Annotated in this window: 14 protein-coding genes; 12 read left to right on the top strand and 2 right to left on the bottom strand. The window is 69.3% G+C overall.

Features of this window, described 5'->3' with window-relative positions:
- The first annotated feature begins 48 nt into the window (after positions 1-48).
- The 5 genes from C4K88_RS09855 (at position 49) to C4K88_RS09835 (ending at position 5,445) form a co-directional block, all read left to right on the top strand.
- Positions 49-1,482 (top strand): flavin monoamine oxidase family protein, encoded by a 1,434-nt coding sequence (locus tag C4K88_RS09855; RefSeq protein ID WP_104121740.1) that lies wholly within the window; start codon positions 49-51, stop codon positions 1,480-1,482.
- A gap of 2 nt (positions 1,483-1,484) precedes the next feature.
- The gene (locus C4K88_RS09850) at positions 1,485-2,375 is read left to right on the top strand and encodes a universal stress protein (RefSeq protein ID WP_104121739.1); all 891 of its coding nucleotides are present in this window, start codon (positions 1,485-1,487) and stop codon (positions 2,373-2,375) included.
- Positions 2,372-3,892 (top strand): APC family permease, encoded by a 1,521-nt coding sequence (locus tag C4K88_RS09845; RefSeq protein WP_104121460.1) that lies wholly within the window; start codon positions 2,372-2,374, stop codon positions 3,890-3,892. Before C4K88_RS09850 ends, C4K88_RS09845 begins: the two co-directional genes overlap by 4 nt.
- Positions 3,893-3,986: 94 nt before the next feature.
- Positions 3,987-4,829, top strand: coding sequence for a universal stress protein (locus C4K88_RS09840; protein WP_104121459.1), 843 nt, complete (start codon positions 3,987-3,989; stop codon positions 4,827-4,829).
- Between the two features lie 106 nt (positions 4,830-4,935).
- The gene (locus C4K88_RS09835; RefSeq protein ID WP_167399017.1) at positions 4,936-5,445 is read left to right on the top strand and encodes a MarR family winged helix-turn-helix transcriptional regulator; all 510 of its coding nucleotides are present in this window, start codon (positions 4,936-4,938) and stop codon (positions 5,443-5,445) included.
- Positions 5,446-5,621: 176 nt separating this feature from the next.
- Here C4K88_RS09835 and C4K88_RS09830 read toward each other — a convergent pair whose 3' ends face one another.
- Positions 5,622-6,164: a TetR/AcrR family transcriptional regulator gene (locus tag C4K88_RS09830; protein WP_104121457.1), complete on the bottom strand. Its 543-nt coding sequence runs from the start codon at positions 6,162-6,164 to the stop codon at positions 5,622-5,624.
- Between the two features lie 102 nt (positions 6,165-6,266).
- Here C4K88_RS09830 and C4K88_RS09825 point away from each other — a divergent pair, with 102 nt between their 5' ends.
- Both C4K88_RS09825 and C4K88_RS09820 read left to right on the top strand, forming a co-directional pair.
- Positions 6,267-7,823, top strand: coding sequence for an APC family permease (locus tag C4K88_RS09825; RefSeq protein WP_104121456.1), 1,557 nt, complete (start codon positions 6,267-6,269; stop codon positions 7,821-7,823).
- Positions 7,823-9,043 carry a saccharopine dehydrogenase family protein gene (locus tag C4K88_RS09820; protein WP_104121455.1) on the top strand — a complete coding sequence of 407 codons (1,221 nt, stop codon included), beginning with the start codon at positions 7,823-7,825 and terminating at the stop codon, positions 9,041-9,043. Before C4K88_RS09825 ends, C4K88_RS09820 begins: the two co-directional genes overlap by 1 nt.
- A 30-nt stretch (positions 9,044-9,073) precedes the next feature.
- On the opposite strand, the gene rarD is transcribed toward C4K88_RS09820, so the two are convergent.
- A complete protein-coding gene (gene rarD / locus C4K88_RS09815; protein ID WP_104121454.1) occupies positions 9,074-10,153 on the bottom strand; it encodes an EamA family transporter RarD in 1,080 nt (359 codons plus the stop codon).
- 75 nt (positions 10,154-10,228) lie between these two features.
- On the opposite strand from rarD, the gene C4K88_RS09810 reads away from it, so the two are divergent.
- The 5 genes from C4K88_RS09810 (at position 10,229) to C4K88_RS09790 (ending at position 17,264) form a co-directional block, all read left to right on the top strand.
- Positions 10,229-11,650 carry an FAD-dependent oxidoreductase gene (locus C4K88_RS09810; protein ID WP_104121453.1) on the top strand — a complete coding sequence of 474 codons (1,422 nt, stop codon included), beginning with the start codon at positions 10,229-10,231 and terminating at the stop codon, positions 11,648-11,650.
- A gap of 62 nt (positions 11,651-11,712) precedes the next feature.
- Positions 11,713-13,038 (top strand): GAF domain-containing protein, encoded by a 1,326-nt coding sequence (locus C4K88_RS09805; protein WP_104121452.1) that lies wholly within the window; start codon positions 11,713-11,715, stop codon positions 13,036-13,038.
- Positions 13,039-13,194: 156 nt separating this feature from the next.
- The gene (locus tag C4K88_RS17610) at positions 13,195-15,180 is read left to right on the top strand and encodes a peptidoglycan DD-metalloendopeptidase family protein (RefSeq protein ID WP_241521819.1); all 1,986 of its coding nucleotides are present in this window, start codon (positions 13,195-13,197) and stop codon (positions 15,178-15,180) included.
- A gap of 141 nt (positions 15,181-15,321) precedes the next feature.
- Positions 15,322-16,845 (top strand): acetaldehyde dehydrogenase ExaC, encoded by a 1,524-nt coding sequence (gene exaC, locus C4K88_RS09795; protein ID WP_104121451.1) that lies wholly within the window; start codon positions 15,322-15,324, stop codon positions 16,843-16,845.
- 8 nt (positions 16,846-16,853) lie between these two features.
- Positions 16,854-17,264: a DUF779 domain-containing protein gene (locus C4K88_RS09790; protein ID WP_104121450.1), complete on the top strand. Its 411-nt coding sequence runs from the start codon at positions 16,854-16,856 to the stop codon at positions 17,262-17,264.
- Positions 17,265-17,325: the final 61 nt, after the last annotated feature.

Here is a 17,325-nt window from a genome sequence, read left to right as displayed (position 1 = left end):
CTATAGTGGACCACAATAATGAATCCCATTCATTTTGTGGCCTGCGTCATGCAGCATCAGGAGGATCACGTGAAGACCATCGACCGCGACGTCGTCATCATCGGGGCAGGGCCCTCGGGCCTCACGGCCGCCCGCGAGCTCAGGAAGGCCGGGCATTCGGTCGCCGTGCTCGAGGCGCGTGACCGCGTGGGCGGGCGCACCCACACGAACGTCATCGAGGGCGCCGTCTTCGAGGTCGGGGGACAGTGGGTGTCGCCGGACCAGACCGCGCTCATCGGTCTCCTCGACGAGCTGGGCCTGCAGACGTTCTCCCGGTACCGGGAGGGCGACTCCGTGTACATCGGGCCCGACGGCGAACCGATCCGCTACAGCGGGGAGATGTTCCCCGTGAGCGACTACACGCGCGAGGAGATGGAACGCCTCATCGTGATCCTCGACCGGCTCGTCGACGAGGCCGGGCCGGAAGCGCCGTGGAACCATCCGGATGCCCGCGCCCTCGACACCATCTCCTTCCACCACTGGCTCCGGCAGCAGTCCGACGACGAGGAGGCCTGCGACAACATCGGCCTGTTCATCGCCGGCGGCATGCTGACGAAGCCGGCGCACTCGTTCTCCACCCTGCAGGCCGTCCTCATGGCGGCGACCGCCGGGTCCTTCTCGAACCTGGTGGACGAGGACTTCATCCTCGACAAGCGCGTGGTCGGCGGGATGCAGTCCGTGTCCGAGCGCATGGCGGACGAGCTGGGGGAGGACGTCATCCTCTCGAGTCCCGTGCGGACGCTCCGGTGGAGCGGCATGGACGGCCCCGACACCACCGAGGGGGTCACGGTGGTCTCGGACACCACGACGGTGCGGGCACGGTACGCCGTCGTCGCCGTTCCGCCGAACCTGTACTCGCGCATCAGCTACGACCCGCCGCTGCCGCGCCGGCAGCACCAGATGCACCAGCACCAGTCGCTCGGCCTGGTGATCAAGGTCCACGCCGTCTACACCACGCCCTTCTGGCGCGAGGAGGGGCTCTCGGGGACGGGCTTCAGCGCCGGGTCGATCGTCCAGGAGGTCTACGACAACTCGAACTTCGAGGACCCCCGCGGCACCCTGGTGGGCTTCGTCTCCGACGAGAAGGCCGACGCCATGTTCGAGCTGGCTCCGCACGAGCGCCGGGAGCGCATCCTTGCCGCGATCGCGAACTTCCTCGGCCCGAAGGCGCTGGAGCCGGAGGTGTACTACGAATCGGACTGGGCGTCGGAGGAATGGACGCGCGGCGCGTACGCCTCCAGCTACGACCTCGGCGGTCTGCACCGGTACGGCCGTGACCAGCGCACGCCCGTGGGACCCATCCACTGGTCCTGCTCCGACATCGCGGCCGAAGGCTACCAGCACGTCGACGGCGCCATCCGGATGGGCCAGCGCACCGCGGTGGAGATCGGCCGGGCGCTGTCCGCCGGCGTGCAGGCCGCCCCGACCGGCCGGGGGGCGTGATCATGCGCTACGTCGTGGGATACACCGCCGATGAACGCGGGCACGACGCCGTCTGCCTCGCCGTCGCGCTGGCGCGCCGCCAGGGTGCCGACCTGGACCTCGTCCTCGTCACGCCCGAACGGTCCCCCTACGCGGGGACCTACCTGCCGGACAAGGGCTTCGAGAGCCTCCTGACCGACCAGCTGCAGGAGTGGATGGACCAGGGCCTCGCGCTCGTGCCGGAGGACGTCCCCGCGCGCGGCGTGATCGTGCGCGCGGAGTCCAACGCGGAGGGCCTCATCCAGGCGGCCGAGGACACCGAGGCGTCCCTGATCGTGATCGGCGCCAGCTCCCGTGGCCTCACCAACCGGTTCAACATCGGCAACGTGGCCCGGAGTCTCCTCCACGCCTCGCCCGTCCCGGTGGCGCTGGCACCGAAGTCCTACCGCCGGACCGATCCCATCACCCGCATGACCTGCGCGGTCGGCAACCGGGCGGGAGCGGACGACGTCGTCGCCGTCGCCGTGTCCTCCGCGCAGCGCCGCGGACTCCCGCTGCGCCTCGTGTCCCTCGTCGCGCTCGACGCGGGCCACTCGGATCCCGAGGGCATGGAGGACGAGGCGAACCGCCGGCTCGCGGAGGCCGCGTCCGCCCTCGCCGCCGGGGGGCGGGTGAGCGTCGAGACGGCGCACGGCCCGTCCATCGAGAAGGCCATCGAGGCCCTGGCCTGGGACGAGGGGGAGGTGCTGCTGGTCGGTTCCAGCCGCCTCGCGCAGCACATGCGCATCTTCCTCGGGTCCACGGCCAACAAGATCCTGCGTACGCTGACCATCCCCATGATCGTCGTCCCGCGTACGTACGCCACGCCCGGCACCACCGGCCCGGGCGCCCAAACCCACGAGGCGGACGCATGAGCATCGAGAAGACCACACAGAAGGGATCGGGGCTCAGCAAGAAGGGCCTCGACGCCGGGACCGTCGGACTGCTGGGCGCCGTGGTCATCGGGGTGTCCTGCGTGGCCCCCGCGTACACGCTCACCGCGGCCCTCGGGCCCACCGTCGCCGAGGTGGGGGTGCAGCTGCCGGCCATCTTCCTGGTGGGCTTCATCCCCATGCTGCTCGTGGCCTTCGGCTACCGGGAACTCAACAGCGCCATGCCGGACTCCGGCACCACCTTCACGTGGGCCACCCGGGCGTTCGGCCCCTGGGTCGGCTGGATGGGCGGGTGGGGGCTCATCGCCGCGACCGTGATCGTGCTCTCCAACCTGGCCGCCGTCGCCGTCGATTTCTTCTACCTGATGCTCGGGCAGATCTTCGGCAACCCGGCCATCGCCGACCTCACGCTGAACCTGCCGGTTAACATCGCGACGACGCTCGTCTTCATCACGCTCGCCTGCTACATCTCCTACCGGGGGATGGAGACCACCAAGGCCGTGCAGTACGTGCTGGTGACCTTCCAGATCATCGTCCTCGCGTGGTTCGCGATCGCCGCGTTCGTCCACGTGGCCAACGGCACGGCCTTCGACGCGACACCGATCAGCGCCGACTGGTTCAACCCCTTCGCGGTCGGCTCCTTCTCCGCCTTCGCCGCCGGCGTCTCGCTGTCCATCTTCATCTACTGGGGCTGGGACGTGACACTCACGATGAGCGAGGAGACCAGGAACCCGGAAAAGACCCCGGGCCGCGCCGGCGCCCTCACGGTCGTCGTCATCGTGGTCATCTACCTGACGGTCGCCCTCGCGACGCTGACCTTCGCAGGTGTGGGCGAGGGGGAGCTCGGCGCCGGCAACCCGGACAACCAGGAGAGCATCTTCGCAACCCTCGCGGGTCCCGTGATGGGCCCGTTCGCCATCCTGATGTCGATCGCCGTCCTCAGTTCCTCCGCCGCGTCGCTCCAGTCCACGTTCGTGTCCCCGGCCCGCACCCTGCTCGCCATGGGCCACTACAAGGCCCTGCCGAAGGACTACGGCCGCATCAGCCCCCAGTACAAGTCACCGAGCTACGCCACGATCGCCGCCGCGGTCGCAGCCGCCGGCTTCTACGTGTTCACGCGGCTGGTGTCCGAGAACGCGCTCTGGGACACCATCACCGCGCTCGGCCTGATGATCTGCTTCTACTACGGCATCACGGCGCTCGCCTGCGTCTGGTACTTCCGGGCCCAGGCCTTCAGCAGCGCCAGGAACATCCTGTTCCGGTTCCTCTCACCGCTGCTCGGCGGAGTCATCCTGCTGGTCATGTTCTTCAAGACCGCCACGGACTCCATGGACCCGGCCTATGGTTCCGGCTCCGAACTGTTCGGCATCGGCATGGTGTTCATCCTCGGTGTCGGCGTGATCCTCCTCGGCGCCGTCCTCATGCTCATCTGGTGGCGTATCAATCCGGCGTTCTTCCGCCAGGAGGTGATTCTCAAGGGGTCGGCTCCGAAGGAATGACGGGACGGACGGGGTCGCTGCTGCGCTAGAGTGAACCGACTCCGCGGCGCTTCCGAAGGCCGCACTGCCTTCATGCCGACCGAGAGGAACCGCCGTGCGCTACGTCGTGGGCTACACCGGGAATGACCGCGGGCAGGACGCCCTCGAACTCGCCACGTCCCTCGCCCTCACGCAGTCGGCGGCCATCGACCTCGTCACCGTCCTCGACTGGCCCCAGGACGGCAGCATGGCCCCCGGCACGAAGCGCGCCCAGGAGGCCCTCGACCAGGCTGCCGCAGGGGTGGCCGACGGCGTCGAGGTCGTCACGCACGTGCAACTCGCCGACTCGTTCGCGCAGGGACTCCTCGAGGTGGCCGACGAGGTCGACGCCGGCCTGATCGTGGTCGGCGCGGCGAGCAACGGCCTCCTCCGGCGCTTCACCGTCGGCAGCGTCGCGAACGCCGTGCTCCACAGTTCCGGCGTCCCCGTGGCGCTCGCCCCGCGCGGGTACCGGCACCGGTCCGCCTTCACCCGGATGACGAGCGCCGTCGGTACCCGTGCGGGGGCGGACGGCGTGCTCGACGTCGCTGTCGAGTCCGCGGCCCGGCGCGGCCTGCCGCTGCGGCTGATCTCCCTCGTCGCCCTGGACGTCCACGAGGCGTCCGACTCCGGCGAGGCCATCAACAAGGCCCACCAGCACGCCCACTCGGTCCTCGCCCGCGCCGTCGAGAAGCTGCCCGACGGCCACGAGGCCTCGATCGCCGTCGCCCACGGACGGACGATCGAGCAGGCCATCGACGAGATCGAGTGGGATCCCGGGGAGCTCGTGATCGTCGGGTCGAGCCGCCTCGCCCAGCGCCGCCAGATCTTCCTCGGCACCACCGCCAACCAGATGCTCCGCGCCCTGCCGGTGCCCATGGTCGTGGTCCCCCGCGACTGGGTGCGCAACCCGCGCTGATCTCCCTGCACCCTGATCCCTGCGCTCGTCCCGCCCGGCGACGTCATGACGCGTCATGCTGCGGTTTCCGGGTCAGAACAGGTCCTCTCCGGCTTACGATGCGGCGATGGAACCACTCTCCGACGCCGCGGACGGGCCGGTCCCCGTCGGTCGGCGTGGGGGACGCCTCGCCGCGCTCGACGCCGTCGAGGACACCGCCGCCTCGATGTGCCGCAGTGAGCAACGGGTGTGCCGGGCGCTCGCCTGCGGCATCGACCCGGCGATGGAACCGGTAGCCTACAGCGTGCTGTGCGCCGTGCGCCTGGTCGGGTCCTGTCGGGTGACCGACCTCGCGGTGACCCTCGGCATGCGCACCTCGGCCGTCAGCGGGCACGTCGCGTCCCTGCAGCGCCTCGGGCTGGTGGAGCGCGGACCCGCCCTCGACGACGAGCGGTCCCGCCCGGTCCGGCTCACGCCCGAGGGTCTCCGGCGCCTCGACGAGGCCCGTGCCCGCCGGCGCCGGGGCTTCCGACGGCAGCTCGCGGGCTGGAGCCGTGCCGACGTCGTCGACCTGGCGGAGCTCCTGACGCGTTTCAACGCGGCCTATCCCGGGGGATCGGACGGCCCTCCCGGGTGAGGCGCCGGAGGGTACCCGTCCGCGGGCCGGGATGTCGGGAGGGAACCCCCGCGGTGCCGCCCGCGAGGATCGTCGCATCGTGGGCGTGCCCGCCTCCGTCCGTCCGGGAGGGCACCCGTTCCCGGGGCCCTCCCGGAGACCCTGTCGCGGTCAGCGGACGGCGCCCGCCGTACGGGTCAGTACCGGATGGTCCTCACGAGCGCCATGATGCGGTCGATCGTCGCCGGGTCGGTCTCCTCGGGCATCGCGCCCGTGCCCGTGAGGGACGCGTTGAAGTAGATGCCGTCACCCAGCAGCATCACGAGGTGCACCATGTCCTCGTGGCCCATGGCATCCATCAGGACCTCGAACCACCGCGTCCGGCACTGCGCCAGCAGTTCGTTCGCCTCCGGGTGGGAGCCCTGCGCCAGCCGGGTCACTGCCACATTGCACCGCTCCAGGGGGCTGCGGACATCGAGCGAGCTCGTGACGTAATAGGCGGCCGCCGTCGCCGGGTCCGCACGCATCACCGCAACGTCCTCGTCCACGAGGGTGCGGAGGCGGTCGAACAGTGCGGCCGCCAGTTCGTCCTTGGACTTGAAATGGTAGGTGAGGCCGCCCTTGGACACCCCCGCCCTGCGGGCGATCGCGTCGAGGGTCGCCGCCCGTTCGCCGTCCGTGAGGAGGATGTCCTCGTAGGCGTCGATCAGGCGGTGGACGGTGGTCGGGGACGTGGCCATGATTCGCAGTCTAGGACCCTTCTCGAAAAACCGACTGGTCGGTATAGTGACCTGTGCCACGCGATGTGGCGGCAGTGGTCCCTTCCAGAGTCGAGGCACCCCATGAATTCGATCCCGTCCGAAACGAGGGCCTCCGGCGGACCGGAGGCCGGCAAGGGCCTCGCGGCCGGCACGCTGGGGCTCTGGGCGTCCGTGGTGATCGGCCTGGCGTCGACGGCGCCCGTCTACTCCCTCGTGGCCACCCTCGGATTCGTGGTCCTCGCCGTCGGAGCCCAGACACCGATCGCGTTCATCGTCGCGTTCATCCCGATGCTGTTCGTCGCCTTCGCCTACCGGGAGTTGAACCAGGCCGTCCCCGACTGCGGGACCTCCTTCACCTGGGCCACCAAGGCGTTCGGTCCCTGGGTGGGCTGGATGGCAGGCTGGGGCGTCGCCGTCGCCGGCATCGTCGTCCTGGCAAACCTCGCACAGATCAGCGGCCTGTATTTCTGGCTGCTCGTGGGAGACGGCTCCCTCGCCGGGAACCCCCTGCTGGTCACCGCCACGGGCGTCGTCTTCATCGCCCTCATGACGTACGTGAGCTACCGCGGGGTCGAGATCGGCGCCAGGCTGCAGAACATCCTGCTCGGCATCCAGTACCTGGCGCTGGCCCTCTTCGTGATCGCCGCCCTCGTCTCGATGGCGAACGGGACCGCGGAGAACGCCACACCCGTCTCCGCCGAGTGGTTCAACCCCTTCGCCTTCGAGAGCGTCGAGGGCTTCACCGAGTCCATCCTCCTGGCCCTGTTCATCTACTGGGGCTGGGATGCCTGCCTGGCCCTCAACGAGGAGACGAAGGACCCCCGCCGCATCCCGGGTCTCGCGGCCCTCGTCTCGACGGTCCTGCTGCTCGTCACCTACGTGGGTGTCAGTGTCGTGGCGATGATGTACGCCGGGGTAGGGGACGAGGGGATCGGCCTCGGGAACGAAGCCAACTCGGAGGACGTGTTCCTGGCGCTGAAGGACGTCGTCCTGGGTCCGTGGGCCTGGCTGCTGGTCGTGGCGGTCCTCGTGTCGGCGGTCTCCTCCACCCAGACGACCATCCTTCCCACCGCCCGCGGCACGCTCTCCATGGCCGTCTACAGGGCCCTGCCGCCCCGCTTCGGCACGGTGCACCCCCGCTTCAGGACCCCCTCGTTCTCCACCCTGGTGATGGGGATCGCCGCGATCGCCTACTACGTGATCATGACGATCATCAGCGAGAACATCCTGGCCGACTCCATCCTGTCGCTCGGCCTGGCCATCGCCTTCTACTACGCGATCACCGGTTACGCCTGCGTCTGGTACTTCCGGCGCGAGCTGTTCACCTCGGCCCACAACGTGATCTTCCGCTTCCTGATGCCGCTGCTCGGCGCGCTCATGCTCACGGCGGCGTTCGTCCGGTCCGCCATGGACATGGTCGACGTCGAGTACGGCTACAGCGTGCTGCTGGGCATCGGCGGGACCTTCGTGACCGGCATCGGCTCCCTGGCACTGGGGCTCGTCCTCATGGTGCTGTGGCGGACCCGCTCGGGCTCCCTCCCCTTCTTCCGCGGGGAGAGCCTCAACGAGGACACCCCGGTCCTGGTGCCCGATTCCCCCGCTCTCCCCGAACGTCCCACCGATGGAGGTCTGTCCTGATGCGCATTCTCATTGTCGGAGCCGGTGGCGTCGGCTCCGCCGCCGCCCGGATCGCGGTCCGCCGGTCCTTCTTCGACCTGCTGGTGGTCGCCGACTACGACCCCGACCGACCCCAGCGCCTCGTCGACGAGTTGGGCGACCCCCGGCTGCTTGCAACGCGGATCGATGCCTCGTCCGCCGAGGGCGTGGCCGCCGTCGTCCGGGAGCACGGCATCACCCACGTGCTGAACGCCGTGGACCCGCGGTTCGTGATGCCGGTGTTCAACGGCTGCTTCGATGCCGGCGCGACCTACCTCGACATGGCGATGAGCCTCTCCGTCCGGCATCCCGAGGACCCGTACGAGAAGACCGGGGTGATGCTCGGCGACGAGCAGTTCGAGGCGGCCGCGCGCTGGTCGGAGGCGGGGCGGCTCGCGCTGGTGGGCATCGGGGTGGAACCGGGCCTTTCGGACGTCTTCGCCCGCTACGCGGAGGACGAACTGTTCTCCTCCATCGACGAACTCGGGGTGCGCGACGGCGCCAACATCACCGTCGAGGGCTACGAGTTCGCGCCGTCGTTCTCCATCTGGACCACCATCGAGGAATGCCTGAACCCGCCGGTGATCTTCGAACGCGACCGCGGCTGGTACACGACGGAGCCGTTCAGCGAACCGGAGGTGTTCCACTTCCCGGAGGGGATCGGCCCCGTGGAGTGCGTGAACGTGGAGCACGAGGAGGTGATCCTGATGCCGCGATGGACCGGAGCGCGGAGGGTGACCTTCAAGTACGGGCTCGGCGAGGAGTTCATCGGCGTCCTGCGGACCCTGCACAAGCTCGGCCTGGACTCCACCGAGCAGGTGTCCGTGAAGGGCGTATCGGTGGCGCCCCGGGACGTCGTCGCCGCCGTCCTCCCTGACCCTGCCACCCTGGGCGACCGCATGAAGGGCAAGACCTGCGCGGGGCTCCTCGTCACCGGCAGGGGCAAGGACGGCACGCCCCGCTCGGTGTACCTCTACCACGTGGTGGACAACGAGTGGTCCATGGCCCAGTACAACTCCCAGGCGGTCGTGTGGCAGACCGCCGTCAACCCGGTGATCGCCCTCGAACTGCTGGCCTCGGGCACCTGGCGGGGGTCCGGGGTCCTCGGGCCGGAGGCCTTCGACGCGCGGCCCTTCCTGGATCTGCTCGCCGCCGAGGCGCCGCACGGCTATGGGTCCCCGTGGGGGATGGAGGAGCGCTGACGGCCGGCGCGGGACGGTCCGCGCCGGGTCTCAGACGGTGGTGGCTGCGGGTTCCGGCGACTGCGCCGGCTTCGGCTGGCGGCGCACGGTCCGGAGCATGTCCACCGTCAGGAGGATCAGGCCCACCCACACGAGGCTGAAACCGACCCACCGCTCGAACGGCATCTCCTCGTGGAGGACGAGGAGCGCGAGCAGGAACTGGAGTACGGGGGCCAGGTACTGCAGCAGCCCGATGGTGGTCAGGGGCAGTCGGCGTGCCGCCGCACCGAAGAAGATGAGGGGGACCGCCGTGATGACGCCAGAGGCCGCCATGATCCAGAAGTGTCCCGCGCCCTCGGTGGTCAGGGTCGCCGTGCCCGTGGACCCGAGCCACAGCATGACGGCGAGGGCGATCGGCGCGAGCACCACCGTCTCGATGCTGAGACTGGAGATGGCGTCCACGCGGGAGCCCACCTTCTTCTTCGCGAAGCCGTACAGGCCGAAGGAGAAGGCGAGGGTCAGGGCGATCCACGGCACGGCGCCGTACCCGATGGCCAGCACGATCACGGCGAGGATGCCCATGCCGATGGCTGCCCACTGGAGCGGGCGCAGCTTCTCACGGAGCACCACCACGCCCAGCAGGACCGAGACGATGGGGTTGATGAAGTACCCGAGGGCGGCCTCGATCGCCTGCCCGGTGGTGACCCCGTAGGTGTAGACCAGCCAGTTCACCGCGATCAGCAGGGCGGCCACGGTCAGGGTCCCGACGATCCGCGGCGTGCGCAGGGCGGTCAGGACGGGCCGCCACGAGCGCAGGACCGTCAGTAGCAGGGCGCAGAAGATCAGGGACCACAGCACACGGTTGGCCACGATCTCGACGGGGCCGGCGGGCGCCAGGACGAGGAAGTACAGCGGGAGCAGCCCCCACAGGCCGTACGCACCGATCCCGAAGAGGACGCCCGTGGAGTTCTCGCTCCGCGCCGGTCGCGGTGTCTTGCCCGTTGTGGTCACGAGGTCCTGAACCGGGCCCGGGAGGCCTTTATTCCCCGTCCGTCCCGTCCTGCTCGTCCTCGGGAACGAACTCAGGGGGAGATGCGCGCCACTGTTTTCGTTCGGGCCGCCCCGGGACATTTAGAATAGGGAACTGTGCGCTTATCTGCACGGCGGTAACCATCGGGAGCATTCCACCGGGAAGAAGGCTATTCAGTGTCTACCTCAGCTGCGGCACGACCGCTGCGGGTCGCGATCATCGGTGCCGGTCCGGCAGGCGTCTACGCGGCCGACATCCTGACGAAGTCCAACGAGGTCCAGGGCGGCGACTTCGCCGTCAGCATCGATCTCTTCGACCAGTACCCCGCACCCTACGGCCTGATCCGGTACGGGGTCGCCCCGGACCACCCGCGCATCAAGGGGATCGTCAACGCGCTCCACAAGGTGCTGGACCGCGGGGACATCCGGTTCCTCGGGAACGTGAACTACGGACGCGACCTCACCCTCTCCGACTTCCGGCGCTTCTACGACGCCGTCATCTTCGCCACCGGCGCCATCAAGGACGCCGACCTGGACATCCCGGGTATCGGGCTCGAGGGCTCCTTCGGCGGCGCCGACTTCGTGTCCTGGTACGACGGCCACCCCGACGTGAGCCGGGACTGGCCGCTCGAGGCCCGCGAGATCGCCGTCATCGGCAACGGGAACGTGGCGCTCGACGTCGCCCGCATCCTGTCCAAGCACGCCGACGATCTTCTCTCCACCGAGATCCCGGACAACGTCTACCGGGGCCTCAAGGCCTCGCCCGTGACGGACGTCCACGTCTTCGGCCGCCGCGGACCCGCGCAGGTGAAGTTCACGCCCCTGGAACTGCGCGAGCTCTCGCACTCGCGTGACGTCGACATCGTCCTCTACCCCGAGGACTTCGACTTCGACGCCGGCTCCGAGGCGCAGATCGCGTCGAACAATCAGACCAAGACGATGGTGAAGACGCTCACCAACTGGCTGGTCGAGGACGAGCCGACGGGGGCGTCCCGCCGCCTCCACCTGCACTTCCTCCACTCGCCGGTCGAGGTCCACGACTCCCCCGAGACCCCGGGCAGGGTCGCGGGGATGCGGTTCGAACGCACCGAACTGACCGGGGACGGCAGCGTGCGCGGGACCGGCGAGATCGTCGACTATCCTGTCCAGGCCGTCTACCGGGCCATCGGCTACTTCGGGTCGGAGCTGCCCGAGGTCGGCTTCGACGCGAAGCGCGGCGTCATCCCCAATGAGGGCGGACGCGTCATCGACGAGGACGGCCGGCCCGTGCCCGGCATCTACGCCACCGGCTGGATCAAGCGCGGACCGGTGGGACTGATCGGCCACACCAAGGGTGACGCGCTCGAGACCATCGGGTACCTGCTCGAGGACCGGCTGAATCTCCCGCCGGCCGAGGACGGGTCGGAGGATGCCATCATCGAGCTCCTCGAGGCGCGCGGTGTCCGGTACACCACCTGGGAGGGGTGGCTGAAGCTGGATGCCCATGAGATGAAGCTGGGAGCCAACTTCGTGAACACCTCGGGCAACGCGGAGCTCGTGCGGGAGCGCGTGAAACTGGTGCCCCGCGAGGACATGGTGGCCATATCCCGCAGTGAGTAGTTTGGCTACACTGTGACCTGTCCCACGCCACCCCGTGGGACTGGTCACGAAGCGGAGTGCCGATGTCGCCGTCCCGTTCATTAGCCGAAGCCGAGCTCTCCTCCGACGCGCTGCAGCGAAGAGCCTTCGCAGCGCACGAGGCACTGGGGCGCGGTGCGGGAGTCGACGGCGATCTCCGCGGCGTCGTCCGTGAGTCCTGGCGCCGGTCGCTCGGTTTCCTCCGCGACCCCGCTGCCGCCGAGGCCCGCCTGTTCTGCTCCGAGGAGGAGCTCGAGGCCTACCGTCAGGGGCATCCTCTCGCGGCCGTCATGCCCGTCATCGACCGCCTGCTCGTCCAGCCGAGCCTGGCAGCGGGGATGCTCGTGGCGGTCGGTGACGAGAACGGGCGCCTCCTGTGGGTGGACGGCGATCGCGAGCTGCGACGCCGGGCGGAGGGCATGCTCTTCGTCCCTGGAGCGGACTGGTCCGAATCGACCGTCGGCACGAGCGCTCCCGGCACGGCGCTCGCCCTCGACCGCAGCGTGCAGATCGCCGGAGCGGAGCACTTCAATCGCAAGGCCCATCCCTGGAGCTGCACCGCCGTGCCGGTGCACGACCCCGACTCGAGGACGGTGCTCGGCGTCGTCGACATCACGGGGACCCACGACGCCGTGGCGACCCACACCCTGGCGCTCGTCGAAGCGGCGGTGGCGGCAGCGGAGGCCCAGCTGAGCATCCACCGGCTGCAGGAACGGCTGCCACGTGCGAAGCGCCGTCGGCCGGGGCGCACGCAGCCCACCCTCTACCGGAACAGCCTGCAGATCCTGGGCATGGATCACGGGGTGGTCCACACCGGCGGGGCTTCGCTCGAACTGAGCCTCCGCCATGCCGAGCTGCTCACCATCCTCGCCCTGCACCCGGAAGGCCTCACGGCGGACCAGCTCGCCACGATGGCCTACCCGGAGGACGCATCCGGGACGACGGTCCGTGCGGAGATCCTGCGCCTGCGAAAGGTCCTGGGACAGTACGGGGACGCGACTGTGCCGCAGTCCCGTCCCTACCGATTGCCGGGTCAGCTGGTCGTCGACGCGGTGCAGGTCCTGAGCTACCTGGACCGTGGTGCCCACCGCATGGCGCTCGGGATCTACCGGGGGCCCGTCCTCCCGCGGTCGCAGGCTCCCGCGATCGTGAGGCTGCGCAACGAGGTGTCGGTCCTGCTGCGTGACGCCGTCCTCAACGACGGCGCACCGGAGACCGTGCTGCAGTACCTGGCGCTCGCGGAGGCGGAGTACGACGCCGAGGCATGGCAGCTCGCACTGCGCGTGCTGCCGCAGCGCTCACCACGGCGGGCCGCGGTCGTGGCCCACGCGGAATGGCTCGACGCCGAGTTGGCTGTGCCCTCGACCTGACCCTCAATTTCTTCTAAAGTTTGTCACCCGATCGCAATGATCCGTCGTCCTCGAGGCCGGGGCCGGGTTAGCGTTATGACTGGTGGCTGATGATTCCGCCGGACAACAGTTCCCGGGGGCTGCTTCGATGCAGCACACGGGCAAGGGGGAACACTCATGACGCAATCCACACGACGCCCGACCGGGCAGGCCCGGAGCGTTCGGACATCGCGCACCACCATGCATGCCAGCGTGGCGATCGTGGTCTGCTTCGTCGGCTTCCAGGGCTTCGTGCCGCAGTCTTGGGAGGCGGCCTCCGTGATGTCGTCGGGACCGCTGTCCGCCTCGACCCTCACGCAGTCCGGACAGGACGCCCTCGCGCCGACGGGCATCGTGGGCCCGTCGTTGCTGGCACCCGCAGAGGCACGCGCCCCCCTGGACGCGCTTGTGCCCGGACGGCCGCCAGTCGGTTCCCCACCGGCGGTCGGCGGACCGACTGCCGGCAGCAGCGCACCTGCCGGCCCCCAGGTCTCGGCGACGTCGGCCATACGGCGACCCGCTGCCGGCACCCTTTTCGCGCCCCTCGACGGCCTCGTGCCCAGCTCTTCGTTCGGCCACCGGACCAGCCCCATCTCCGGCGAGGCAAATGAGTTCCACACGGGCCAGGACTACGCCGCCGAGTGCGGTGCGCCGGTCTATGCGGTCGACGCCGGTACGGTGCGGGCCGTGGGTTGGCATCCGTGGGGTGGCGGCAACCGCGTCGAGATCGACCACGGCAACGGCCTGATCACGAGCTACAACCATCTGCAGGGCATCTCCGTGGAGGAGGGGGACGCCGTCAATGGCGGCGACACCGTCGCCGAGGTCGGGTCCACGGGGTCCTCGACCGGCTGCCATCTTCACTTCGAGACGATCCTCGACGGCGAGCACGTCGATCCCATCGAATGGACCATGGCGCCCGTCCACCACGGAAAGAGCGGCGGGGAGTTCAGGGACTACAGCCCCGGCGGGAGCAGTGCTGCCGCCCTCCCGGACTGGGCGCAGTCCACCACGCGGTCCGACCAGCCGACGCCGGACGGTCTTCCGTCCGGTGCTGCCCCGTGGGGCGGGAACGCTGTCGCCGACGCAGGGCAGGCTGCCGGAGACACCGGTGGCGCTGCAGCGGGACACGAGCCCCCAGCGCCGCACTACGAACGGCCGGGTGCTTCGGCGGACAGCAAGCCTGCCTCCGCGGTCAAGGCGAACGAGAAGCCTGTGGCTCCAGGTAAGGCGAGCACCCCGGTGAAGCCGGGTCCGGCGCAGGAGGGCAAGCCCGGGAAGCCTGCCGCCGAGCAGCCCGAGCAGCCCGGGAAGCCTGGGAAGCCCGCGCCGAAGCCGGAGAAGCCCGAGTCGAAGCCCGAGACGCCTGCGCCCGGGAAGCCCGAGAAGCCCGAGCCGAAGCCGGAGAAGCCCGAGGAGAAGCCCGGGACGCCTGCGCCCGGGAAGCCTGGGAAGCCTGGGAAGCCCGCGCCGAAGCCGGAGAAGCCCGAGTCGAAGCCCGAGCCGAAGCCGGAGAAGCCCGAGGCGAAGCCCGAGACGCCTGCGCCCGAGGAGAAGCCTGAGCCGAAGCCCGAGCCGAAGCCGGAGAAGCCCGAGGCGAAGCCCGAAGCGCCTGCGCCCGAGGAGAAGCCTGAGCCGAAGCCCGAAGCGCCTGCGCCCGAGGAGAAGCCCGAGCCGAAGCCCGAAGCGCCTGCGCCCGAGGAGAAGCCTGAGCCGAAGCCGGAGAAGCCCGAGAAGCCTGCACCCGCGCCGAAGCCGGCACCGGCACCTGACCCCGTGACACCTGATGACCCCTGCGCCGCCGACCCGGCGACACCGGAGGTCCCCGGGTCAGCGGAGGCCGCCGGTGACGCCGCTTCCGCGGTGCCGTCCGACGCAGCGGCTGAGGCAGCGAAAGAAGCCGCAGCAGCGAAGGAAGCCGGAACGGACGACGGAACCGAGCTGACGCCCGGGGAAGAGCCGACGCCCGGAGAAGAGTCGGAACCCGGTGACGAGTCGGACCCCGCCGATCCGTCGTGCGACGACCCGGACGCGCCGAGGGAGACCGACACCGTTCCGGCCGACCCTGCAGCCCCCGCTCGCCCGGCCGAGGACGAGGCAGCGCCCACGGGGGACAAAGGCTGACGCAGGGAGGGACTGACGGGCCGACGCAGCGATGCTCCGGCCTCGATCGCGCCGCCATGCAACGTTGATGCAACCTTCGCGCTTCTAAGGTGTTCCAGGGACGAGGACGTCCTACATCCACGGAGTTCAAGGAGTTCGACGATGACTGTTTACGCCCAGCCTGGCCAGGATGGATCGAAGGTCAGCTTCAAGCCGAGGTACGAGAACTGGATCGGCGGTGAGTGGGTCTCACCCATCAAGGGCCAGTATTTCGAGAACATCTCCCCGGTGACGGGCAAGGCCTTCTGCGAGGTGGCGCGCGGCACCGCCGAGGACATCGAACTGGCGCTGGACGCAGCCCACAAAGCCGCACCGTCCTGGGGCAGGACCTCCGCCGCCGAGAGGGCCATGGTCCTCAACCGCATCGCGGACCGCATGGAGGAGAACCTCGAGATGCTCGCGGTGGCGGACACCTGGGACAACGGCAAGCCCGTCCGCGAGACCCTCGCCGCGGACATCCCGCTCGCCATCGACCACTTCCGGTACTTCGCCGCTGCCATTCGTGCCCAGGAGGGCCAGCTGTCCCAGCTGGACGAGGACATGACGGCCTACCACTTCCGCGAGCCGCTCGGCGTCGTCGGGCAGATCATCCCCTGGAACTTCCCGATCCTCATGGCGACCTGGAAGCTCGCACCCGCGATCGCCGCCGGCAACGCCGTCGTGCTCAAGCCGGCGGAGCAGACGCCGTCGTCGATCCTCGTGCTGATGGAACTGATCAGCGATATCCTGCCGGCCGGCGTCATCAACGTCGTGAACGGTTTCGGTGTGGAGGCGGGCAAGCCGCTCGCCTCGAGCAAGCGCATCCGCAAGATCGCGTTCACCGGCGAGACGACCACGGGCCGCCTGATCAGTCAGTACGCGAGCCAGAACCTGATCCCGGTCACGCTGGAACTCGGTGGCAAGAGCCCGAACATCTTCTTCTCGGACGTGGCGGACAGCAATGACGCGTTCTACGACAAGGCACTCGAGGGCTTCGCGCTCTTCGCGCTGAACCAGGGCGAGGTCTGCACCTGCCCCTCCCGCGCACTCGTGCAGGGCTCCATCTACGACTCCTTCATGGCCGACGCAATCGCCCGCGTGGAGAAGATGGTGCAGGGCAACCCACTGGACACCGACACGCAGGTGGGCGCCCAGGCCTCCAACGACCAGCTCGAGAAGATCCTCTCCTACATGGACATCGGCAAGCAGGAGGGCGCGAAGATCCTCACCGGCGGTGAGCGGAACATCCTCGGCGGCGACCTCGCCGAGGGCTACTATGTGAAGCCCACCGTCTTCGAGGGCACCAACAGCATGCGGGTGTTCCAGGAGGAGATCTTCGGGCCCGTGGTCTCGGTGACGCGGTTCAACGACTACGCGGAGGCCCTCGAGATCGCCAATGACACCCTCTACGGTCTGGGCGCTGGCGTCTGGTCGCGGAACGGGAACGTGGCATACCGTGCAGGACGCGAGATCCAGGCGGGGCGCGTGTGGGTGAACAATTACCACGCCTACCCGGCGGGAGCTGCGTTCGGCGGGTACAAGTCCTCGGGCATCGGCCGCGAGAACCACGCCATGATGCTCGATCACTACCAGCAGACCAAGAACCTGCTGGTCAGCTACTCCGAGTCCAAGCTCGGCTTCTTCTAGGAGGCGCCGTGACCGTCGAGGCCTCGGTGACCATCCCGGGTGAGACCCTCTCGCGGGTGGCGCTGACGGACACCGCCGTCGAGCTGCTCGAGAAGCTGTGGCTCATCCACGGGCCGCTGATGTTTCATCAGTCCGGCGGGTGCTGCGACGGCTCGTCGCCCATGTGCTACCCGGCGGGCGAGTTCATCACGGCGGAGGCGGACGTGCTGCTCGGCGTCCTCGACCTCTCGCAGGGGAACCCCGCGGCAGCTGGGAACGATGCGCCGCGGCTCATCGAGTTCTGGATGTCGCGGGAGCAGTTCGAGTACTGGCGCCACACGCACCTGACGGTCGACGTCGTCCAGGGCAGGGGGAGCGGCTTCTCCGTGGAGGCGCCGGAGGGCAAGAGGTTCCTCATCCGCTCGCGGCTCATGGGCTAGGGCGGGGAGAAAGGCCCGGCGCACCTGGTGCGCCGGGCCTTTTCCATGCTTTTCCAGGCGC

Origin of the sequence: Arthrobacter pityocampae (assembly GCF_002927275.1) — a bacterium.
In the GTDB taxonomy this organism is placed as follows: domain Bacteria; phylum Actinomycetota; class Actinomycetes; order Actinomycetales; family Micrococcaceae; genus Arthrobacter_D; species Arthrobacter_D pityocampae.
Note: the sequence above shows the minus strand (reverse complement) of the source record. Positions and strands in the feature narration are given on the sequence as shown.